This window comes from Verticiella sediminum (assembly GCF_007558815.1).
GTDB classification, from domain to species: Bacteria; Pseudomonadota; Gammaproteobacteria; order Burkholderiales; family Burkholderiaceae_B; genus Verticiella; species Verticiella sediminum.
The window spans coordinates 1-21,168 of the sequence record NZ_VLTJ01000033.1 but is presented as its reverse complement, the minus strand read 5'-3'; the positions used below and the strand labels follow the sequence as shown (position 1 = coordinate 21,168).

The window sequence follows — 21,168 nt, the reverse complement described above, 5'->3', positions numbered from 1 at the left end:
GGGGCGGGCTGCGCGTCAACCCGCCCCCTGGGGCCCTCAGTTCTCCTTGGCCGGGTCCTTCACCATGTCGAAGTGATCGAACTCCACGTTGACCAGCTCGCCGTCCACGTTCTCGACCTTGCGAATGTAGACGTTCTGCACGATGTCGCGGGTCTCGGGATCGATCTGGATCGGGCCGCGCGGGCTTTCGAATTCCAGTCCGGCCAGGGCCTGCATGACCTTCTCGCCGCTCATGTCGCCGCCGGTCTTCTCGAGCGCATTGGCGATCGCGGCCATGCCGTCGTAGGCCGCCACCGCGAAGTAGCTGGGCCGCAGCTTGTCGCCGAACTCGGCGCGGAAGTCCTCGACGAACTTCTTGTTCAGGGCCGAATCGTGCACGTAGGAATAGTGGTGGCTGGTGACCAGGTCCAGCGCCACCTCGCCGGTGGCCTGCAGGTAGCTGTCGTCGGTGGCCTCGCCGGTGGCGATCAGCCTGATGCCGTCGGCATCCAGGCCGCGCTCCTTCCAGGCCTTGAGAAAGGCGGGCGGCTGCACGCCCGAGGGAAAGAAGATGAAGACCGCCTCGGGCTTGTCGTTCTTCAGGCGCTGCACGTAGGCCGAGAAGTCCGGGTTGTTCATGGGCGTGCGCAGCTTGCCCACGATCTTGCCGCCGCCCGCCGTGAAGGCCTTCTCGAAGGCTTCTTCCGCATCCACGCCCGAGGCGTAGTCGGCCACCACGATGGAAACCTCCTTGATGCCTTCCTTCAGCGCCCACTCGGCCATCGGCGCGGACACCTGCTGCACGGTGAAGGACACGCGCGCGACGTAGGGCGACTTGGTGGTGATCGCCGAGGAGGCGGCATTCATGACGATGGCCGGCACCTTGGCCTCTGCCGCGACGGCGCCGACGGCGTAGGCGTTCGGGCTGAAATCCAGCCCGGAAAGAAAGTTGACCTTGTCCCGCACGATCAGCTCCTGCGCGTAGCGGCGGGCCTGGTCCGGCGCCGGACCGGCCGTATCGCGCTTGACGATCTGCACGTCCTTGCCGGCGATCTTGCCGCCATGCTGCTTCAGGTAGAGCTGAATGCCGCTGTCGAACTGGCGGCCATAGTCGGCATACGGGCCGGAATAGGACGCGATGATGCCGATGCGCACGGTGTCGGCGGCCTGGGCACTACCCGCGAACAGCGCGCCGGCCAGGGCAAGCGCAGGAAACAACTGGGTCTTGCGGAACATGTCGATCTCCAGGAGTCGTGCCCTGGCCGGCGGAACGATGACGGTTGGACCATCATCACCCTGATACCGGCCGACAGGCGGTGGGGCGTGAAACATGCCGGCCGGGGCCGGCGCTTGCGTACTAGACAATCCCGTGACGCCGGAGCAGCGCTGGCAACGTCGCCTCGCAAGGAAGCGATTTGTACCGTGGCCTCGCCGGCAGCGAAAGAGGCAGGAGCGTGCGTGTCGCGGCGGCCGGGCTCAGGCTTGGCGCTGCGGCACCCGCACGGTCAGACCGTCCAGGTCGTCGGTGACGACGATCTGGCACGACAAGCGGCTGTTGTCCTCGCGATCGACGGCCACCTCGTCGAGCATCTCGGCCTCCATGTCGTCCGCCGGGGGCAGGCGCTCGAAGAAGGCCTCCTCGACGTAGACATGACAGGTGGCACAGGCACAGGAACCGCCGCACTCGGCGTCGATGCCGCGCACGTTGGCGCGGATCGCCGTCTCCATGACCGTCTGGCCGGCCTTGGCTTGGACGGTGCGCGTGCTGCCGTCCTTCAGGATGTAGTGGATGAGGGGCATGGTCAGAACAGGTCGAAGTACTCGCGGTGCTCCCAATCGGACACCTCGAGGTTGAAGCGGGCCAGTTCGGCTTCCTTGATGTGGCAGTAGTAGTCGACGAAACGCTGGCCGAACTGCGCGCACAGCCAGGGGTCGGCGCGCAGGCACTGCAGCGCCTCGCCCAGCGAGCGCGGCAGGTGCGCGGCGGGCGTCTCGTACGGCGCGTCCGCCGACGGCCCCGGCTCCAGGCGCCGCTCCAGGCCGTCCAGGCCGGAAAAGATCTGCGAGGCCAGGTAGAGGTAGGGGTTGGCCGTCGGCTCGCCCACCCGGTTCTCGATGCGCGTGGCGGCCGAACCCACGCCGCCCAGCACGCGCAGCATGGCGCCGCGATTGTCGCGGCCCCAGATCGCCCGGTCGGGGGCCAGCGAGAACGGCCGGTAGCGCCGGTAGCCGTTGATCGTGGGGCTGGCGAAGGCGGCCGCGCCGCAGGCATGCTCGATCAGGCCGGCGAGGTAGTGCCGCCCCAGGGGCGAGAGATCCTCGTCCGCGCTCTCGGGCATGAAGGCGTTGACCTTGCCGCCGGCCGCGCGCAGCGACTGATGCAGGTGCCAGCCGCTGGAGGCCACGTTTGGAATGCGCGGGCGGCACATGAACGTGGCGTGATAGCCGTGGCGCCGGCAGATCTGCTTGATGGCGCTGCGCAGCAGCACCATGGTGTCGGCCGGCTCGACGCCGCAGGTCGGGCCGAAGGTGAGTTCGAACTGGCTGGGCCCGAACTCGATCTCCAGCGAGCGCAGCGGCAGCCCCAGGGCCTGGATCTGCTTGCGCAGCAGCACCATGACCTCGTCCACGCTGTCGTAGCGCAGCTCGGTGAGGTACTGGTAGCCGTGCGAGAGCAGTTCGACCTCGGGCGGCGTGCCCGGCTGGCCGGAATCCGGCAGGTTCATGTTGCCGCCCTGCAGGCGGAAGACGTGGAACTCGACTTCGAGCCCGGCGACGAATTCGTGGCCGCTCGCGCCCAGGCGCTCCACGGCGCGGCGCAGGATCTGGCGCGTGGCCAGCGGCGACGGCGTGCCGTCCTGCATGTAGGCATCGCACATCACCCAGCCCGTGGCCTCGGCCCAGGGCAGCACGCGGAAGGTGGTGGGATCGGGCACGATGACGAAGTCCGCCCCGCCCTGCATGCCGGGGAAGTCGAAGCCGCCGCCCGACGTGAACACCGGAAATACCGTGCGGTGCGAGGTGTCCTTGGCAAGCAGCGTGGACGTCATGTTCACGCCGTCGCGCAGGACGGCCCGGGCCTCGTCGGCCACCAAGGTCTTGCCGCGCAGGATGCCGTGCTGGTCGGGAAAGGCGAAGCGCACGACGTCGATGCCGCGCGCCTCCATGCACTCGAGCATCTCGCGCGCAGCGCGCTCCTGCTCGTCCGTCCACAGGCCGTGGCGCTCGGTGAAGCTGGCCATGGTCATGGTCCGGCTCTCAGGCGGCCTGGCCGGGGGCAGCCCAGCTCGACTGCTCGCGGCGGCGGCGGTCTTCGCGCTGCCAGTACTCGTCGGCCTCGCTGGCGCTGCCGATGCCGTCGATGGAAGCGGGGCCGTGGAACTTGCCGGCATCCTCCGCGCAGATCGCCATGGGCACGGCCTCGCCGGCGAGATTGCGCTCGATGGCGTCGACCAGCAGGCGCCGGTAGGCGATGATGCCCTTGTCCGACGTGCCCAGGTGTTCGCGCGTGCGGTCCTGGATCGGGCCCTGCGACTCGATGGCCCACTGGTCGTGCACGTTGATGTCGTGCCCCATGCCAGTGTAGGTCTGGCTGGCCTGCTCGCCGACGTCGTAGCCGTAGTTGTTGCGCTTGTTGCGGCGGGAGGTGTAGTCGGGCAGCTCGTAGAGCTCCAGGCGCTGCTCGCGCATCTGCGCCTTGTCCACGGGCTCGGTGAAGCTCGTGAAGATGGCATACCAATAACAGGAGGTGTCGTCGACCGGCACGTGCCACTGCGAGATGGTCATCTCCGCGCTCATGGGGATGACGAAGGCCTGCGGGAACCAGAGGTTGGTCACCCGCACGTGGGTCCGCTCCTCGCTCAGGCGGCGCAGCGCGGTGAGGCGCATGCCGTAGTCGGTCGGCTCGACGCGGATCTCGGGACGGCCGTATTCGCGCAGCACCTTGGTGATGGGCATGTCCGAATCGGCCGAGGCGCCGCGGAACTGCTTGCCATAGCTTTCGGCGGTGTCTTCGTCCTCGAAGAAGCGGTGCAGGTAGGACGCGTGCGCCGGGTCGATGCCGACCTCCAGCGCCTGCAGCCAGTTGCATTCGAGCAGGCCCTTGAAGGCGAAGGTGTGGGTGGCCGGCGCGACGAAGCAATCGAAGTCCGGAAAGGCGGGCGGTTCGCCCTCGCCGATGTAGGCGAAGACGATGCCGCTCTTCTCGACCACGGGGTACGAGGCCTGGCGGATGCGCGAGCACAGCTTGCTGCCCGCCGGCTCGGCCGGCATGTCCAGGCACTTGCCCTCGACGCTGAACAGCCAGCCGTGGAAGGGGCAGCGCAGCCCGCCGTCCTCGAGGCGGCCGAAGGCGAGATCCGCGCCGCGGTGCGGACAGTCCCGATCCAGGAAACCCAGCTTGCCCGCCTCGTCGCGAAACAGGACGAAGTCCTGGCCGAGCAGGCGCACCGGGCGCACGGGCCGCGGCCCCTCCAGCTCATCGGTGAGCGCCACCGGCTGCCAATACCGGCGCAGCAGCTTGCCGCCCGGGGTGTCCCGGCCGACCCGGGTCATGAGTTCGTTCTGCTCCGCACTGATCACGGCAATCTCCTGGCAACAACTGCATTCAACTGTATGCAGCTTTTGAATTTAGGCAAGGCAACAGGCTGCGTTACATCGTTATTGCATGAGGCATCAAAACATCGCATGTGGAAAATTCCCTTGAATTTTCTGGATAAATCCAGAATCTGCACCACGTCGATGCAAATTGGTGCCCATGCCCTTACTCACGAGGTGCATGCAATTATCGGGCCAGAATATTTGCACCGATAGAAGCTGCATACAATAAGAGCTAACCCGCATCTGCTTGCCCGGCGACGCGCGGCACGACGGCCACCGCCTCGATTTCCACCAGCACAGGCGCGATCAGACCGCTGACGACAGTCGAGCGGGCCGGCGGCGCACCGCCCATGCGTTCCGCGTAGGCGGCGTTGAAACCCGGATAGTCCTCGGCCCGGGTCAGCCAGACGGTGGCCTTGACGACATCGGCCAGCGTCGCGCCGCAGCTCGCCAGGACGGCCTCTATCATGTCCAGGGCCGCGTGAGTCTGGCCGGCGATGTCCTCGGCCGCCGGCCGCCCCTGCACCATGGGCACCTGGCCCGACACGAAGGCCAGGGGGCCGTCGGCGATCACGACGGGCGCGATGGGCTGGACCTGGCCGGCACGCACGACCTGCCCTCGACGCACGATCATCATTGCTTCTCCACACCGGCCTTGGCCACGATGTCCGCCCACTTGCCGGTTTCGACGCGGACAAGGTCGCCGAACTCGGCGGGCGAATTGCCGCCGACGATGAAGCCCTGGCTCGCGAAGAAGTCGTGCACCTCGGGCTTGCGCAGGATGGCGACGATGCGTTCGTTGAGCGCGGCGATGACGGGTTCCGGCGTTCCCGCCGGCGCGAACAGACCTTGCCATGACAGGGAGACGAAGTCCGGCAGGCCGGATTCGGCGATCGTGGGGACATCGGGCAGCATGGGGTGGCGCTCGGCGCCGGTCACCGCGATGGCCTTGATGCGCCCCGACTGCAGGTGCGGCATGAGCACCAGGACATCGCCGTACATGAGATCGATCTGCCCTCCGATGAGATCGTTCAACGCGGCGGCGCTCCCGCGGTAGGGCACGTGCAGGGTGTCGGTACCGGCGGCCAGGTCGAACATCTCCCCCGTCAGGTGCATGGAGGTTCCGTTGCCCGGCGAGCCGTAGGTGAGCTTGCCCGGGTTCGCCTTGGCATGGGCGATGAACCCCTGGACGTCGCTGACCGGCACGTTTTCGTTGACCACCAGCACCAGCGGCGCGCTCACGATCATGGAGACAGGGGCGAAGTCCTTGACCGGGTCATAGGGAGGCTTCTGGAACAGGCTGTAGCTCACGGCATGCGAACCCGTCACGCCCATGCCCAGCGTGTAGCCGTCGGGCGCGGCACGCGCCACCGCCACCGAGCCGACGGTACCGCCCGCGCCGGGCCGGTTTTCCACCACCACCGGCTGCCCGGTGTCCTTGGCGAGGTGGTCGGCGAGCTGGCGCGCCAGGGTGTCGGTGCTGCCACCGGGCGGAAAGGGCACGACGATGGTCGTCATGCGCGAGGGATAGTCCTGCGCGCCGGCGGCGCCACCCAGACAGAAGGCCAGCGTGCCGAGCAGAATGGATAGGCGTTTCATGAACAACTCCCTGTGAGAACCGAGGTTTCGACGAACGTATCTTGTGTATGTCCCCACCCCCCTCCCCCGGCGGTTTCGATCACCAGGCACTCGCCGGCGACCCAGGCAAACCTGGCCTTTGAAGCAATGCAGCGGCGGCTGCCGTCGGGCGCCTGCAGCCAGGCGCGCGAGGACAGGCCCGCCCCGCCGCCCGCCGCACCCGCAGCGCAGCCTTCGTGGCGTTCGCCGCGGTAGGAAACCATGGCCTCGCCCTCGAGCAGGAGATAGCGCCTGACGACGCCGTCGCCCCCCGGGTGTCGACCGGCACCCCCCGAGCCACGGCGGCGCGCATGCGCCATGACGCGGATCGGCGCCTGGGCCTCGAGCATCTCCGCCGGCAGATTGCGGGCGTTGCCCACGTCGGTGGACACCCCGCTCACCCCCGCGCCGCCCGGATGCGCGCCCGCGCCGCCGGCGATGATTTCGGTGAAGAAGAAGGGCCGGCCGGCGGCGTCCTTGCCGCCCACGGAAAGCACGACCGCCACGCCGGCATTCGGGGCGACGGCCCGCGCGGGGTCGGCCTTGGCCCACGCGGCCAGCAGAGCATTGCAGGCGAGCTTGACCGTGGCGGTGCGGGCATTGACGGCGGCCGGCAGGCGCGGATCGACCAGCGAACCGGGCGGCAGATGCAGCGACATGGCCGACAGGCAGCCGTGATTGTTGGGCGCGTCCGGCGCCAGGGTGCGCATGAAAAAGAAGGCCGCGGAGAGCATGGCCGCGGGCGGTGCGTTCACCGGCGCGCGCACCTGGGGCGAGGTGCCGGCGAAGTCCAGCGCCATCGCCTCGCCCTGCTTGCGGATCGTCACGCACAGGCGCGCGGGTTCGCCCGTATCCAGCGTATCGAGCGCGTCGGCGTGGCTGAACTCGCCGTCGGGCAGCACCGCCAGGGCGGCGCGCGTCATCCGTTCGGCGCGCTCGATCAGCGCCTGGGCGGCGGCGGGGAACGTATCCTCCGGCAGTTCGTGCAGCAGCGCGGACATCTCGCGCGCGCCCAGCGAAATCGCGGCCCACTGGGCGTCCAGATCACCCAGCAGGTTGTCGGGAGTGCGCGAATTGGCCGCCAGAATGGCAGCGACGTCCGGCACGATGCCGCCCGCGGTGCGCCAGCGCACGGGCGGTATGCGCAAGCCTTCCTGGTGGATGTCGGCGGCGTCGGGCGGCACGGAACCCGGCGCCGAGCCGCCCACGTCCTGGTGATGGAGAATGCTTGCGGCGAAGGCGGCGACGGCGCCGCCGTGCAGGATGGGCCGCACCATGACGATGTCGGGCAGATGGGTGCCGCCGGACCATGGATCGTTGAGCAGGTAAGCCTCGCCCTCGGCCATGCCGGCGGCCGGAAACGCGCGCAGAACGCCGGCCATCGCCGGGATCATGCTGCCCAGCAGCAAGGGCAGCGAACGCGCCTGCGCGATGATCCGCCCATCGGGCAGAAAGAGCGCGGCCGCGCAATCCATGCCTTCGCGGGCCACCGAGGAGACGGCCGAACGCACCAACGCCTGCTGCATGCGGTCGGCGATACCTTCCAGCCGCAGGCGCAGCACGTCCAGCCCGGCCGGCGTGTCGACGCCGATGCGCTCGGCCGCTGCCGGAGCGGTCTCGAGAGAACGCCGGGCCGCCCCGAGCTTTCCAGCCCCCTCGCGGGAAGCCGGCTGCGGGGCGCTCAGGATGAGTGCGCCGCCATCGGCGACGCACCACTCCCAGCCCGCGGGCACCCAGATGGTGGTATCCGCAGCCAGGATGCGCGCAGGCCCCGACCCGCACTGCCCGGCGGCCAGGGCCTGCCGGTCCCACTCCTGCGTACCGGCACCCGTACGAGGCAGGCCGGGCGTGGAGGGCGGCGCGACCAGGCCCGGCCCGGCCGGGCCGGGATGCTGGGCATGCACCAACCGCAGGCCGCGCACACGCTGCCTGGCGGCGAAGACCTGCCCGCGCACCCGGCAATGAATGGCGTCGAAGCGTTCGCGCAGCGACGCCACGGAATCCACGGCCCAGTCCACCGGCAGCGCCAGCGTGAACGCCTGCCCCTCGTAGCCGACGTCCAGGAACCAGACCGGCCGCTCGAGCGGGTAATCCTCGGCCATGAGCGGCGCAAACGCCAGCGTGCGGGCCGCGGCGTGGGCGGCGGCCAGCCCGGCGTCGTCCAGCGCCACGTCCAGCGCATGCTCGGCCACCCGCACGAGCGGGCTTTGCAGCAGCCCCACTGCCGCGGCCACGCCGGGCAGGGCGGGCACGACCACGCGCCGGATACCCGCGAGCGCAGCCGCCTGCGCCACGTGCAACCCGCCTCCGCCGCCGGCGGCGACCAAGGTGACCGCGCGTGGGTCCAGGCCGCCGTCGATGGCGACCTGTTTGATCGACTCGGCCAGCATGGCATTGGCCACCTGCAGCGCTGCCTGGGCGGCTTCCCGCACGCAGACGCCCAGAGGGCCCGCCAGCTCGCGCGATACCGCGCGCGCGGCCGCCGCCGCGTCCATGTCGATCCCCCCTGCCAGACGCGCCGGCGCGATACCCAGCACGACCAGACAATCGGTGAGGGTCGGGCGCTCGCCGCCCCTGCCGTAGGCCGCCGGCCCCGGATCGGCACCGGCGGATTCCGGGCCGACCACGATCCCGCCGGCCGCGTCGATACGGACCAGGCTGCCGCCGCCCACCGGCACGGACCTGACAGCGAGCGAGTGCATGCGCAGGCTCAGCTCGCCCACCGACAATTCGGTCGTGGTGTCCACACCGGCCTGGCGCAGCAGACTGAGATCGGCCGTGGTGCCGCCGATATCCACGCTGACGGCGACGCCCGCCGCGCTCTGCGCATCGAGCATGCCGGCCACGCCCAGCGCCGCCGCCGCGGGGCCGGACATGGCCAGGCTGGCCGGCACCGCCAGACAGGTGTCGGCGGGCGCGACGCCGCCCAGCGAACGCATCAGCAGCACCGGCGGATAGCCGCGCGCGGCCAACCCTTCGCCCAGCTCCGCCAGATAGCCGCCCACGCCGGGTTTGACGTAGGCGTCCAGCACGGTGCTCTGCCACCGCTCATACTCGCGCGGACGCGGGTCCACTTCGCAGGAGAGCGACACCGCAAGCCCCGGCGATGCTGCGCGCAGCCATTCACGGACCTGGCGTTCCTGGCTGCCGTCCAGATGCGAGAACAGCAGGCACACGGCGACGCTGCGCACACCGGCATCCTCGAGCCGCCGCGCGGCGGCTTCGATCTCGCCGCGATCGAGCCGCTCGCCTATCTCGCCGCGCGCGTCCAGCCGGCCGGCCACTTCGCAGCGCAACACCTCGGGTGCGATGTCGACCGGGGTCTGCACGGCGATGGCCGGCCGGTAGAGATCCCGGCGGCTCTGACGGCCCAGCGTCGGCACGTCCCCGAAGCCGCGGGTGACGATCATGCCGACCGGCGCGGCCCGGCGCTCCAGCAACAGATTGGTGGCAATCGTGGTGCCGTGCAGTATGCGCCGCACCGACGCCGGTGCCAGGCCCTCGGCAGCGAGGGCGTCCAGGGCACCGAGCACCGATTGCGCCGGCGAGCCCGGCGCGCGCGGGTACTTCGCGGCACGCAGGCCGTGCGCGCCGCGCACCGCGATGTCGACGAAGGTGCCTCCCACATCGATGGCGACGTCCCAGCCAGGCGCGGGGGAACCGCTCCCGTGCGTGCCCGCTGCGCCGGCGTCGCGGCTGCCCGAGCTTGCGGAAAAACTCATGCGTAGCGCTCCGGCGAGAACGGGGCGAGGTCGATCTCGGGAACCCGGCCGGCGATGAGGGCGGCGATTTCGCGGCCGGTACTGGCGCCGCCGCACATGCCGACATGGCCGTGGCCGAAGGCGCACCAGGCGTTGGCCATCCGCGGCACGGGGCCGAGCACCGGCAGGCTGTCCGGCAGACAGGGGCGGTGGCCCATCCACTGCGTATGCCGGCTGGTGTCCAGATGCGGGAACATGTCGCGCCCACGCTCGAGCAGCACCGCCGACCGCCGGTAGTCGGGCGGCGCGGCCAGCCCCGCGAACTCGACCGACCCCGCCAGGCGCAGCCCCTTGGCCATCGGATTGACCATCATGTTGTGTTCGACCGCCATCACGGTATGGCGCAGGGCCAGGTTGTTGCTGGCGACGGTGACGTGATAGCCACGCTGGGTTTCGAGCGGCACGCGCAGCCCGAGCGCGCGGACGAGCCGGGCGGACCACGCACCGCCGGCAATGACCACGGCATCGCAGGCCAGCGGCTCAGCACCCTCCAGCCGGACAGCACGCACGCGATCGCCCTGGCGTTCGAAACCGGTGGCGGTGGCGCGCACCGACACCGCGCCATCGCGCTCGCACTGCGCATGCAAAGCCTTGACCAGCTCCGAGGAATCCAGCGTGGAGCCGTTCTCCGGCGCCAGAATGCCGAAGCGGAACCGCCCCTGCAGGTCCGGTTCCAGTTCCTCCAGCGCGTCCTGCTCGACGTCTTCCATCACCACGCCGAGACGCCGGCGCAGGTCCATGCCCCATTGCCATTGCCGCGCGACCTCGCGCGAGGAATAGACATAGAGACAGCCGGTGCGACGCACCAGGTGCTGCGCGCCGGCCCGCTCGAGCAGCGGCTCGTAGCACGCGAAGATCGGGGCCAGCAGGCGGCGCATGGCCGTCGCGATGCGCTCGACCTCCCGGGGCGAACTATGGCGCAGCAGGGCCATCAGCCATGGCACGACGCGCGGCAGGTAGGGCCAGCGTACGGTGAGCGGCCCGAGCGGGTCCAGCAGCCAGCCAGGAACCTTTTTCCACATGCCCGGCATGCCCACCGGCAGACAGGCGCTGGGAGAAAGCGAGCCGGCGTTGCCGAACGAACAGGCCTCGCCCGGCGGCAGGCGGTCGACGAAGGTGACCCGATGGCCATCGCGCTGCAACCACGCTGCGGTGCAGACCCCGACGATGCCGGTCCCGATGACGACGACGTGCATGAATGCATTTCCTCCGTAGCCCTGGATGAGAGATACGCGCCCTTGACATGAGTGCATCCAATTGCATACACATCGACAAAACGCGTGACGCCAGCCGAACCAGCAAACTTCCTGCAAGGGTTGGCCGGCACTCGTTGAAACTCAAGAAAGCCCTGATTTGGTGCGCCTTTCCACACAATGCGGCGCAGGCTGCCCGAACGTGGTGCACGGCAGCCTGCGCAACAAAAACCGATGAGTTGCATGCAATAAGCAGGCCAAATCGTGATCTGCACCAATGCTGCATGCAATCGGTACAATCCCTCCCATCCCGCCCCTCTTGCCCAGGAAGACATGATGTCCTCTCAGCAATCCCGCGTTCTGGTCCAGCTCCGCGATCTCATCCTCAAGGGCGCTTTCCTGGCCGGCGAACGTCTGGCCGAGATCCCCCTGGCCGAGCGCCTGGGCGCCTCCCGTACACCGGTGCGCCTCGCATTGGCCACGCTCGAACACGAAGGGCTGATCGAGCCTTCGAGCAGCGGGGGCTATCAGATGCGCCGCTACACCAGCCGTGAAGTGACCGATGCGATCCGCGTGCGCGGGGTGCTGGAAGGGATGGCCGCACGCACGCTGGCCGAACAGGGCGCGTCGCGCCAGCTTCTGCGCGAACTGCACGATTGCCTGGACGCCGGCGACGAAACCGTGGACAAGCCGACCATGGAGCTGGACGACTATGCCGCGTATGTCGAAGTGAACACGCGCTTTCATCACCTGCTCGTGCACGGCAGCGGCAATCTGGCCCTGATTCGCACCATCACCATGCTGAACGGGCAGCCCTTCGCGGCGGCAAGCGCGATGCTGCCCATGCAGTCCTCGTTCGACGAGGGGCATCAGTGGATGAAGCAGGCCCAGCGCCAGCACCACGCCATCGTGCACGCGATCGAGAACGGCCAGGGCTACCGCGTGCAGGGCCTGTGCGAAGAGCACGTCGAAATCGCCTGCATGAACATGGAATACGCGCTCGAGCGGCCCGAGGAAGCGGCCGAACTGCTGCCCGGCATCCACCTGGTGGCGCCGGAGCACACGCCGGCGCCGGGAGACCCGCGGTTGCGGCAGCGCTTGGCGCGCGGGCGCTGATACGGCTGGCCGCCCCCGGCGAGCGGCCGCGCGCGGACATCGACGCAGATCGGTTCAGCCCTCCGGCAGCGCCGGCAGGCTGCGCATCCGATCGTCGAACTGGCGCCCTTCCTCGAGCAGCCAGTCCAGGAATGCCTTGACGATCGGATCGTGCCGACGCTCTTCCTTGGCGATCAGGAAGTAGCCCGGCGTCGATGCGACCACACCCCCGAACGGCGCCACCAGCCTGCCCGCCGCCAGGTCGGTCGCAACCAGCGGTGTGTATCCCATGGCGATGCCGATCCCGTCGATGGCGGCCTGCAGGCAGAAATAGAGATGCTCGAGCTCCAGCGATTGCGCCGGGATGACGCGGCTATGGTGCGCCATCGCGAGCCAGTCTTTCCAGGCGGTCGGGCGCGCCGGGCAATGCAGGAAGGTGTGGTGCCGCAGATCGGTGATCGCGGCAAGCGGAAACTCCTCGAGCAGCGTGGGCGAGCACACCGGAAACGCCGCCTCCGACAACATGCGGACTTTGTACCAACCAGGCGATCGGTCGGGCTCTCGCCTGATGACGACGTCCACATCGGCGGGCAACTGGTGCGTGGGTTCCAGGCCCGTGGATATCTTGACTTCGATATTGGGGTAGAGGCTGCGAAACCGGGCGAGGCGCGGAAACAGCCAGCGCATCGTGATGGTCGGCAGGGCGTTGACCCGGAGCACCTCGTGGGCGCTCAACTGGCGCGAGGCGGCGGCAATCGCCGACAGGGCGGGGCTGACGGAATCCAGATAGTGCCGGCCCTGGTCCGTCAAGGTCACACTCTTGCTGCGACGCACGAACAGGACGATACCCAGCCAGGACTCCAGCAGCCGGATCTGGTGGCTGACGGCGCCGTGCGTCACGCAAAGCTCGTCCGCGGCGCGCGAAAAGCTCGACAGGCGTCCGGCGGCCTCGAAGGCGCGTATGGCAGCCAGCGGCGGGAGCTTGTGCATCGGTCTCCTGTGAATTTTTTTATCAAGTCCGACGAGTTTATATCGTTTGATCGGGCCCAGGCCGCGTGTTGGAATGCTCCCGCAGTCCGCATGACGGCCTGCGGTTCATGAAACACGAAGGCCGTGGAGGAGACGCACGCCATGCTTTCCGGAGTCAGGATTCTCGATCTGAGCTGGGTACTGGGCGGCCCGTTCGCCGGCCAGCTACTGGCACAGCTCGGGGCCGATGTCATCAAGGTGGAATCGCTCGACGGCGACTACGCGCGCAAGGTCCCGCCGGTGTCGCCCGAGATGGAGTCGCCGTTCTTTCTCTCGGTCAATCGCGGCAAGCGCTGTGTCGCCCTGGACTTGAAGTCGCCCGCCGGCAAGGCCGCCTTCGACGATCTGGTGCGCGAGGCCGATGCCGTGATCCATGGCTTCGCACCGTCGGTACCGGCCCGCCTGGGGGTGGATTTCGCGACGCTGCGCCACATCAATCCACGCATTGTCGTGGCCCAGCTCATCGGCCTGCACGACCAGGGCGAGTACGCGGACGCACCGGCTTTCGACCTCATGCTGCAGGCCATGGCCGGAGTGATGAGCATCACGGGCGAGGAGGATGGCAAGCCCGTACGCGTCGGCTACCAGATCGCCGACCTGGCCGGCGGCCTCTATCTGGCGCTGGCCGTGACCGCGGCGCTGCTCAAGGCGCGCACACAAGGCAAGGGCGAGCAGATCCAGGTATCGCTCTTCGATGCCCAGATCGCGCTGCTGACCTGGCAGGCACAGGGCTGGCTGTGCGGCGGCCCCGTGCCGAAGGCGACGGGCGCCCGGCACGCGATGATCGCCCCCAGCGACACCTATCGGGCCAGCGACGGCAAGTGGATCGCGCTCGCGCCGACCGGCGAAGTCTTCTGGCGCAAGCTCTGCGAGGTGCTGGACGCGCCCGAGATGGCAGACGACCCCCGGTTCGACACCGGCGCGCAGCGCATTGCCAATGTGGATGCCTTGACGCAGGCATTGGGCGAGCGCATCGCGACTCGGCCTTCGGCCGAATGGCTGGCGCTGTTCAATGCCAGCCGCGTGCCGGCCGCCGTGGTCCAGTCCGTCGACGAAGCGTTGCAGCACCCCCTGGTGAACGCGCGCGGGATGGTCGAGGACGTGACGCGCCCCAGCGACGGCGCGAGCGTGCGGATGCTGGGCAATCCGTTCAAGTTCGCGGACAGGCCGACGCTGGACTATCCGCCGGCCTATGGCGCGGACACCGAATCCGTGCTGCGCGAGATCGCGGGGTACGACGACCAACGCCTGGATGCGCTGCGCAACGCTCGCGCGATCCCCACCAGCCATACGGGAGATGCGGCATGAATCGAATCGACACCGACATCGCCGATGTCGGCGCCCTTGCCGAGGCCCTGCGGGCCTATATCGAGGACGAGGTGCGTCCTGAACTGGCCGGCCTGAACGGCGAGCACGCCTGGAGCGGCCCGTGGGTACGGCGCGCCTGCGAACTTGGCCTGGCCGGCATCGAGATTCCCCGGTCCATGGGCGGGCTGGGCCTGCCGTTCGCCGGCCGGGTGGCCGCGGCGCGCACCCTGGCGAGCCTGGACTTCGGTTTTGCCTTCAGCTTCATCAACCATCACAGCGCGATGGTCCGTATCGCCGAGGACGCCAACGCCCAGGCCAGAGCGACCTATCTGCCGCCCATGCTGCGGGGAGAGTTGATCGGCTGCACGGCCATGTCGGAGCCCGGCGCCGGCAGCGACTTCTCCGCGATCCGCATGCAGGCCCGCAAGACGCCCCAGGGCTGGCTGCTCAACGGCGAGAAGCAATGGGTGGCCAACGTCCACGGCGGCGAGATTGCGCTCGTCTTCGCGCAGACCGACGAGCAGCGCGGCGCCGCGGGTATCGCCTGCTTCATCGTGCGCCTGGACGATCCGGCCGTTTGCACGCGCATCCTGGATCAGCCGCTGGACGGCCTGGAGGGCGCGGGCGTGGGCGGGTTCCGGCTGCACGACTACCTGGCCGCCGAAAGCGACATGCTGTACGCGCCCGGGGACGGCTTCCGGCAAGCCATGGCGGGGGTGAACAAAGCCCGCGTGCATGTGGCCGCCATGGCCTGCGGGCTGATGCACGCCGCGCTCGAGCAGGCGGTCCGGCACACCGCCTCGCGGGTGGCGTTCGGCCAGCCGGTCCTCAACCAGCAGGGCCTGCGCTGGTCGCTGGTCGATGCCGCCACCCAGCACGACATCCTCATCCGGCTCACCGAGGCGGCCACGCGGCACATCGAGGCGGACGACGACCAGGCGATGGAGGCGGCGGCCACCGCCAAGCTGCACGCGGGCGAACACTGCCTGCCCGCCATCGCCCAGTGCATGCAGGCCATGGGGGCGCGCGGCCTGACGCAGGCCGAATCCCTCTCGCGCAAGCTGCTCGCCGCCAAGGCGCTCTGCCTGGCCGACGGCTCCAACGAGATGATGCGCGAGCGCATCGCGACCACCCTCGTGCAGCGCTACATGCCGAGCTTTCGGCACAGCGCGCGGACCGACGCTGCACGCACGAAGGACGGCGGCACCGCGGAATTCGCCGCGATCCACCTCACCAAGGACGGCGAGGGCCGCACCCGCGCCGAACTGCGCACGCTGACGCCGGATGCGCTGCCCGAAGGCGAAGTCCTGGTGAAAGTCAGCCATTCGACCTTGAACTACAAGGACGCCCTGGCGATCACCGGCAGCTCGCCCGTCGTGCGCAGCTTCCCGATGGTGCCCGGCATCGACTTCGTGGGCACCGTCGAGCGCAGCGCCGACCCGCGGTATCAGGTGGGCGACGCCGTCCTGCTCAACGGCTGGGGCGTGGGCGAGGCGCACTGGGGCGGGCTCGCGGGCTACGCGAGCGTGCGCGCCGACTGGCTCATTCCGCTGCCGCACGGCATGTCGCCCGCCCATGCCATGGCCATCGGCACGGCCGGCTATACCGCCATGCTCTGCGTCATGGCGCTGCAAGCCCATGGCGTCGCCCCCGGCGCGGGCCCCGTGCTCGTCACCGGCGCCAACGGCGGCGTGGGCAGCATCGCCATCGCGCTGCTGGCGCGCGCCGGTCATCTGGTCACGGCCTCGACCGGGCGGCGCGAGGAGGAGCCTCACCTGCGTGCCCTGGGCGCAAGCGCCATCATGGATCGCAACCTGCTGTCGAACGCCGGCAAGCCGCTGCAAAAAGAGAACTGGGCAGCCGCCGTCGACTGCGTCGGCAGCCATACGCTCGCCAACGTCCTGGCCGGCACGCGCTACGGCGGCGTCGTCGCGGCCTGCGGTCTGGCCCAGGGCATGGACCTGCCCGCCACGGTCGCGCCCTTCATCCTCAGAGGCGTTTCGCTGATCGGCATCGACAGCGTCCAGGCGCCGCGCGAGCGCCGGCTGCAGGCCTGGCAGCGCCTCGCGCGGGACCTGCCCGCCGACGTGCTCGACAGCAACACGCGCACCGTCAGCCTGCCCGACGCCCTCGCGCTCGCCCCCGAGCTGCTGGCCGGCAAGATCCGCGGCCGGGTCGTCGTGCAGATCGACTGAGGGACGCTGCGCCATACAAGTACACGACAACGCTGCATCTCATCATGGGAGGAGACACCCTATGCAACGCAGAAAGCTGTTGGCTTGCCTCGCCGGCGCGGCACTTGCCGCCCTCACGCCCTATGCACAGGCCAAGTCCGAGGCCTATCCGGACAAGCCCATCCGGCTCATCGTCCCGTTCCCGCCGGGCGGCTCGGTGGACTACGTGGCGCGCACGATATCGCAGCGGTTCGCCCAGGCGATCGGGCAGACCGTCATCATCGACAACAAGGGTGGCGCATCCGGGACCATCGGTACCCAGGAGGTGGCCAGGGCCGACGCCGACGGCTATACCCTGCTCCTGGTGTTCGACTCCCATGCCGTCAACCAGAGCCTGTACGACATCAAGTACGACACGTTCCAATCGTTCGACTACATCGGGCTGATCGGGACCATGCCGGTCGCGCTGGTGACCTCGAAGAAGTCCGGCCTCGAGAGCGTGGACGCCGTCCTCGAGGCCGCCAAGGCGGCGCCGGGCACGCTGAACTACGGCTCCTCGGGCGTCGGCGGCTCCAACCATCTCAATGCGCTCGCCTTTGCCCGCATGGCGGGGGTCGACATCACGCACGTTCCCTATCGCGGCGGCGGGCCGATGCTGACGGCCTTGCTGGGAGGCGAAGTCGACATGGTGGTGGCGAGCCTGCCCACGGTGATCGGCTACGCGCAGACGGATCGCGCCAATGTACTGGCCATCGGCAGCAAGAGCCCCGTCGAACAGCTCCCGTCGGCACCTATAATCGCCGAATCCGTACCCGATTACGAGGCGCGCTCCTGGGTCGGGATGCTCGCGCCCGCGGGCCTTCCCGAGCATGTGCGGGAGCACGTCGGCCGGGCCCTGCGCGAAACCCTCGAAGACCCTGAAGTGACCGCCCGCATGGAACGCGACGGCTTTCAGATCGTCAACAGCGACGGCACCGAGTTCGAGGAGATGGTACGTGCGGAGACCGCACGCTGGGCGGCCCTGATCCAGCAGGAAGGCATCAAGGTCGAATGAGACTCGGGCGTATCCCGCGCCCGACATGGAGAAGGTAAGCCGGCAGTATGCAAGTCGAAGATCTCAGCGCCAGGCAGGCGGCCTTGATCGCCAGGTTATCGCCCCTGCTGCCGGGCCCTGCGCTGCTCTGGCGCAAGGAAGACACCATTCCCTACGAGTGCGATGGCCTGACCGCCTATCGGGCCCGGCCCATGGCTGTCGCGCTGCCCGAGACCGAAGCGCAGGTGCAGGCGATCCTGCGCGCCTGTCACGCGCTGGGCGTGCCGGTGGTCGCACGCGGCGCCGGCACCGGCCTCTCGGGCGGCGCCATGCCGCACACCGCCGGGCTCACTCTCTCGCTCGCGCGCTTCAATCGCATTCTCGAGGTCGACCCTGTGGCGCGCACCGCGCGCGTCCAGTGCGGCGTGCGCAACATCGCGATCAGCGAAGCGGCCGCGCCCTACGGCCTGTACTACGCGCCCGATCCTTCCAGCCAGATCGCCTGCACCATCGGCGGCAACGTGGCCGAGAACTCGGGCGGCGTGCATTGCCTGAAGTACGGGCTCACCCTGCACAACGTGCTGTGCGTACGCGGCTACGACGCGCACGGCGAAGCCGTCACCTTCGGCTCCGAGGCCCTCGATGCGCCGGGCCTCGACCTGCTGCCGCTCATCGTGGGCAGCGAAGGCATGCTCGCCGTCACGCTGGAAGTCACTGTCCGCCTGGTACCCCGGCCGCAGCTCGCGCGCTGCATCATGGCGAGCTTTGGCGACGTGCGGCATGCCGGCGACGCGGTGGCGGCGGTGATCGCGGCCGGCATCATCCCGGCAGGCCTGGAAATGATGGATCGGCCCATGACGGCGGCGGTCGAGGACTTCGTGCATGCCGGCTACGATCTGGACGCCGCGGCCATCCTGCTCTGTGAATCCGACGGCACGCCCGAGGAAGTCGCCGAGGAGATCGAGCGCATGACGGCCGTACTGCGCGGCGCGGGCGCGACGGCGATCGCCGTGAGCCGCGACGAGGCCGAGCGCCTGCGCTTCTGGAGCGGACGCAAGAACGCGTTTCCCGCGTCGGGGCGCATCAGCCCGGACTATATGTGCCTGGATTCGACCATTCCGCGCCGGCGCCTGGCCGACATGCTGCTCGCGATCCAGGAGATGGAAGGCAAGTACGGCCTGCGCTGCTGCAATGTGTTCCATGCCGGCGACGGCAACCTGCACCCGCTGGTGCTGTTCGACGCCAACGACCCCGACGAACTCGAACGCGCCGAGCATTTCGGCGCGGACATCCTGGAAACCAGCGTGGCCATGGGCGGCACCGTATCGGGCGAGCACGGCGTGGGCGTGGAAAAGCTGAACAGCATGTGCGTACAGTTCAGCGCCCAGGAGAATGCCCAGATGCTGGCGGTGAAGGCGGCCTTCGATCCGGCGGGCAATCTCAACCCGGGCAAGGCCATCCCGACCCTGGCGCGCTGCGCCGAGTACGGGCGCATGCTGGTGCGCGCAGGCGCCCTGCCCCACCCCGAGCTTCCCCGTTTTTAGAATGAGACCCCCCCCCTACGCGCTGACGCGCGCCCCCTCAAAGGGGCGGCACTGGCGGACCGGCAAAGCCGGATCCGCTGTGCCCTGGATGGCATCGCGGCCGGGCGAAGGCTGAATGAAACGACCCCCACGCTCACTGCGCTCGCTGCCCCCCGAGGGGGCTTCAGCCTCCTTCGGGCGGCCGGGCGAAGGCTGAATGAAACGACCCCCACGCTCACTGTGCTCGCTGCCCCCCGAGGGGGCTTCAGCCTCCTTCGGGCGGCCGGGCGAAGGCTGACAGTCCATGGACGAATACATCAAACGCATCAGGGCAGCGGCGGCCAATGGCACGGCGCTGCGCATCCGCGGCGGCGGCACCAAGGATTTCTACGGCGAACCGGCCACTGGCGAACTGCTCGACACGCGCGGCCTGGCCGGCATCCATGCCTACGAGCCCAGCGAACTGGTGGTGACCGTGGGCGCCGGCACGCTGCTGCGCGAACTGCAGGAGCACCTCGCGCAGCAGCGCCAGTACCTGCCCTTCGATCCACCGCACTTCGGCGAGGGCGGCACCGTGGGCGGCATGCTCGCCGCGGGGCTGTCCGGCCCGGCGCGGGCGAGCGTGGGCTGCGTGCGCGACTACGTGCTGGGCGCCACCCTCATCAACGGCAAGGGCGAGCACCTGCATTTCGGCGGCCAGGTGATGAAGAACGTCGCCGGCTACGACATCTCCCGCGTGCTGGCCGGCTCGCTCGGGCAGCTCGGCCTGATCACCGCCGCCAGCCTGAAGGTGCTGCCGGTGCCGCCCGCCGACCTCACGCTGCGCTACGCCTGTAGCGAGGCCGAGGCCCTGCAGCGGCTGCATGCCTGGGGCGGCCAGCCCCTGCCCCTGAATGCGAGCCGCTGGAGCGACGCGCAGGGCGGCACGCTCTATGTGCGCCTGTGCGGCGCCCGCGCAGCGGTCGAAGCCGCGCAGGCCCGCATGGGCGGCGAAGCGCTCGATGCAGGCAAGGCCCAGGAAGGCTGGGCGGCCTGCCGCGACCACACGCTGGCCGACTTCCAGCCGCAGGCCGGCGAAGGGCTGTGGCGGATCTCGGTGCCGCAGACCGCCGCGGTGCTGGCCGTGCCCGGCGCCGGCCCGACCATCGAATGGCATGGCGGCCTGCGCTGGTACCGCGCCCCGCTGGACGCGGCGCATGCCCTGCGCTCGGCTGCCCGCGCGGTGGGCGGCCATGCCACCCTGTTCCGTGTCGGCGCCGGCGCCGCCGCCGTGCCCGCCCGTTTCGACGCGGTGGCGGACGCCACCAGCGCCATTCACCGTGCCCTGCGCAAGGCGTTCGACCCCGCGGGTATCTTCAACCCTGGCCGCATGTACGCCGGCCTCTGAGCACCGCCAGGAATCCGGCATGCAATGCACCCTAGGCCCCGAGTTTCGCAACGACCCCGATGCCGCGGAGGCCGAGGCCATCCTGCGCCAATGCGTGCATTGCGGCTTCTGCACGGCCACCTGTCCGACCTATCTGCTGCTTGGCGACGAGCTGGACGGGCCGCGCGGGCGGATCTACCTGATGAAGCAGGTGATGGAGGGCGTCGCGCCGACGCGCTCGACCCAGCAGCACCTGGACCGCTGCCTGACCTGCCGGAATTGCGAGAGCACATGTCCGAGCGGGGTGCAGTATGGGCGGCTGCTGGACATCGGCCGCCGCGTGGTGGATGCGCAGGTCCCCCGCCCCCTGCAGGAAAAGGTGGTGCGCTGGACGCTCAAGGAAGGGCTCAACTCGCGTGCGTTCGGGCCGGCGCTGGCGGCGGGCCGTGCGGTGCGCGGCGCGCTGCCGGCCGCATTGCGCGACAAGGTGC

Annotated in this window: 16 protein-coding genes and 1 pseudogene; 8 read left to right on the top strand and 9 right to left on the bottom strand. The window is 69.4% G+C overall.

Annotated elements, in window-relative coordinates; translation table 11 throughout:
* Positions 1–36: 36 nt before the first annotated feature.
* The 8 genes from FOZ76_RS17895 to FOZ76_RS17860 all read right to left on the bottom strand — a co-directional run bounded on the left by FOZ76_RS17895 (position 37) and on the right by FOZ76_RS17860 (position 11,152).
* Positions 37–1,215 carry an ABC transporter substrate-binding protein gene (locus FOZ76_RS17895; RefSeq protein WP_143949658.1) on the bottom strand — a complete coding sequence of 393 codons (1,179 nt, stop codon included), beginning with the start codon at positions 1,213–1,215 and terminating at the stop codon, positions 37–39.
* A 240-nt stretch (positions 1,216–1,455) separates the two neighbouring features.
* Positions 1,456–1,779, bottom strand: a complete 324-nt coding sequence (locus FOZ76_RS17890) for a 2Fe-2S iron-sulfur cluster-binding protein (protein WP_143949657.1) — start codon at positions 1,777–1,779, stop codon at positions 1,456–1,458.
* A 2-nt stretch (positions 1,780–1,781) separates the two neighbouring features.
* Positions 1,782–3,221, bottom strand: a complete 1,440-nt coding sequence (locus tag FOZ76_RS17885) for a glutamine synthetase family protein (protein WP_143949672.1) — start codon at positions 3,219–3,221, stop codon at positions 1,782–1,784.
* Positions 3,222–3,237: 16 nt separating this feature from the next.
* Entirely contained in the window at positions 3,238–4,560 is a 1,323-nt protein-coding gene (locus FOZ76_RS17880) for an aromatic ring-hydroxylating dioxygenase subunit alpha (protein WP_143949656.1), read from the bottom strand.
* Positions 4,561–4,810: 250 nt separating this feature from the next.
* Complete coding sequence (locus FOZ76_RS17875; protein ID WP_143949655.1) at positions 4,811–5,215, bottom strand: RidA family protein; 405 nt, start codon at positions 5,213–5,215, stop codon at positions 4,811–4,813.
* Positions 5,212–6,177 (bottom strand): Bug family tripartite tricarboxylate transporter substrate binding protein, encoded by a 966-nt coding sequence (locus FOZ76_RS17870; protein ID WP_143949654.1) that lies wholly within the window; start codon positions 6,175–6,177, stop codon positions 5,212–5,214. The genes FOZ76_RS17875 and FOZ76_RS17870 overlap by 4 nt, the downstream gene beginning before the upstream one ends.
* Positions 6,174–9,917 (bottom strand): hydantoinase B/oxoprolinase family protein, encoded by a 3,744-nt coding sequence (locus FOZ76_RS17865; protein ID WP_143949653.1) that lies wholly within the window; start codon positions 9,915–9,917, stop codon positions 6,174–6,176. Before FOZ76_RS17865 ends, FOZ76_RS17870 begins: the two co-directional genes overlap by 4 nt.
* A complete protein-coding gene (locus FOZ76_RS17860) occupies positions 9,914–11,152 on the bottom strand; it encodes an NAD(P)/FAD-dependent oxidoreductase (protein ID WP_143949652.1) in 1,239 nt (412 codons plus the stop codon). The genes FOZ76_RS17865 and FOZ76_RS17860 overlap by 4 nt, the downstream gene beginning before the upstream one ends.
* Positions 11,153–11,485: 333 nt before the next feature.
* Between FOZ76_RS17860 and FOZ76_RS17855 the strand changes: the two genes are divergently transcribed.
* Positions 11,486–12,265 (top strand): GntR family transcriptional regulator, encoded by a 780-nt coding sequence (locus FOZ76_RS17855; protein ID WP_143949671.1) that lies wholly within the window; start codon positions 11,486–11,488, stop codon positions 12,263–12,265.
* A 54-nt stretch (positions 12,266–12,319) separates the two neighbouring features.
* Here FOZ76_RS17855 and gcvA read toward each other — a convergent pair whose 3' ends face one another.
* On the bottom strand, positions 12,320–13,234 hold the full coding sequence (gene gcvA, locus FOZ76_RS17850; protein WP_143949651.1) for a transcriptional regulator GcvA: 915 nt from the start codon (positions 13,232–13,234) through the stop codon (positions 12,320–12,322).
* Between the two features lie 141 nt (positions 13,235–13,375).
* On the opposite strand from gcvA, the gene FOZ76_RS17845 reads away from it, so the two are divergent.
* The 7 genes and pseudogenes from FOZ76_RS17845 to FOZ76_RS17820 form a co-directional block, all read left to right on the top strand.
* Positions 13,376–14,581: a CaiB/BaiF CoA transferase family protein gene (locus tag FOZ76_RS17845; RefSeq protein ID WP_143949650.1), complete on the top strand. Its 1,206-nt coding sequence runs from the start codon at positions 13,376–13,378 to the stop codon at positions 14,579–14,581.
* A pseudogene (locus tag FOZ76_RS27990) lies at positions 14,578–15,702 on the top strand (acyl-CoA dehydrogenase family protein); the annotation flags it as partial. The gene FOZ76_RS17845 and the pseudogene FOZ76_RS27990, both read left to right, overlap by 4 nt.
* 102 nt (positions 15,703–15,804) lie before the next feature.
* The gene (gene acuI, locus FOZ76_RS27985; RefSeq protein WP_281283014.1) at positions 15,805–16,776 is read left to right on the top strand and encodes an acrylyl-CoA reductase (NADPH); all 972 of its coding nucleotides are present in this window, start codon (positions 15,805–15,807) and stop codon (positions 16,774–16,776) included.
* Positions 16,777–16,837: 61 nt separating this feature from the next.
* The gene (locus FOZ76_RS17835; RefSeq protein ID WP_143949648.1) at positions 16,838–17,809 is read left to right on the top strand and encodes a Bug family tripartite tricarboxylate transporter substrate binding protein; all 972 of its coding nucleotides are present in this window, start codon (positions 16,838–16,840) and stop codon (positions 17,807–17,809) included.
* 47 nt (positions 17,810–17,856) lie between these two features.
* Complete coding sequence (locus FOZ76_RS17830; protein ID WP_143949647.1) at positions 17,857–19,332, top strand: FAD-linked oxidase C-terminal domain-containing protein; 1,476 nt, start codon at positions 17,857–17,859, stop codon at positions 19,330–19,332.
* 283 nt (positions 19,333–19,615) lie between these two features.
* On the top strand, positions 19,616–20,698 hold the full coding sequence (gene glcE, locus FOZ76_RS17825) for a glycolate oxidase subunit GlcE (RefSeq protein WP_143949646.1): 1,083 nt from the start codon (positions 19,616–19,618) through the stop codon (positions 20,696–20,698).
* Between the two features lie 19 nt (positions 20,699–20,717).
* The coding region (locus FOZ76_RS17820) for a 4Fe-4S dicluster domain-containing protein (protein ID WP_143949645.1) at positions 20,718–21,168 on the top strand (451 nt) is incomplete at its 3' end.

Coding starts and splice junctions, on each gene's coding strand:
- FOZ76_RS17870 (WP_143949654.1), bottom strand. CDS start 6,177: ATGAAACGCCTATCCATTCTGCTCGGCACGCTGGCCTTCTGTCTGGGT.
- FOZ76_RS17830 (WP_143949647.1), top strand. CDS start 17,857: ATGCAAGTCGAAGATCTCAGCGCCAGGCAGGCGGCCTTGATCGCCAGG.
- FOZ76_RS17835 (WP_143949648.1), top strand. CDS start 16,838: ATGCAACGCAGAAAGCTGTTGGCTTGCCTCGCCGGCGCGGCACTTGCC.
- FOZ76_RS17895 (WP_143949658.1), bottom strand. CDS start 1,215: ATGTTCCGCAAGACCCAGTTGTTTCCTGCGCTTGCCCTGGCCGGCGCG.
- FOZ76_RS17865 (WP_143949653.1), bottom strand. CDS start 9,917: ATGAGTTTTTCCGCAAGCTCGGGCAGCCGCGACGCCGGCGCAGCGGGC.
- gcvA (WP_143949651.1), bottom strand. CDS start 13,234: ATGCACAAGCTCCCGCCGCTGGCTGCCATACGCGCCTTCGAGGCCGCC.
- glcE (WP_143949646.1), top strand. CDS start 19,616: ATGGACGAATACATCAAACGCATCAGGGCAGCGGCGGCCAATGGCACG.
- FOZ76_RS17890 (WP_143949657.1), bottom strand. CDS start 1,779: ATGCCCCTCATCCACTACATCCTGAAGGACGGCAGCACGCGCACCGTC.
- FOZ76_RS17845 (WP_143949650.1), top strand. CDS start 13,376: ATGCTTTCCGGAGTCAGGATTCTCGATCTGAGCTGGGTACTGGGCGGC.
- FOZ76_RS17860 (WP_143949652.1), bottom strand. CDS start 11,152: ATGCACGTCGTCGTCATCGGGACCGGCATCGTCGGGGTCTGCACCGCA.
- FOZ76_RS17875 (WP_143949655.1), bottom strand. CDS start 5,215: ATGATGATCGTGCGTCGAGGGCAGGTCGTGCGTGCCGGCCAGGTCCAG.
- FOZ76_RS17855 (WP_143949671.1), top strand. CDS start 11,486: ATGTCCTCTCAGCAATCCCGCGTTCTGGTCCAGCTCCGCGATCTCATC.
- FOZ76_RS17885 (WP_143949672.1), bottom strand. CDS start 3,221: ATGGCCAGCTTCACCGAGCGCCACGGCCTGTGGACGGACGAGCAGGAG.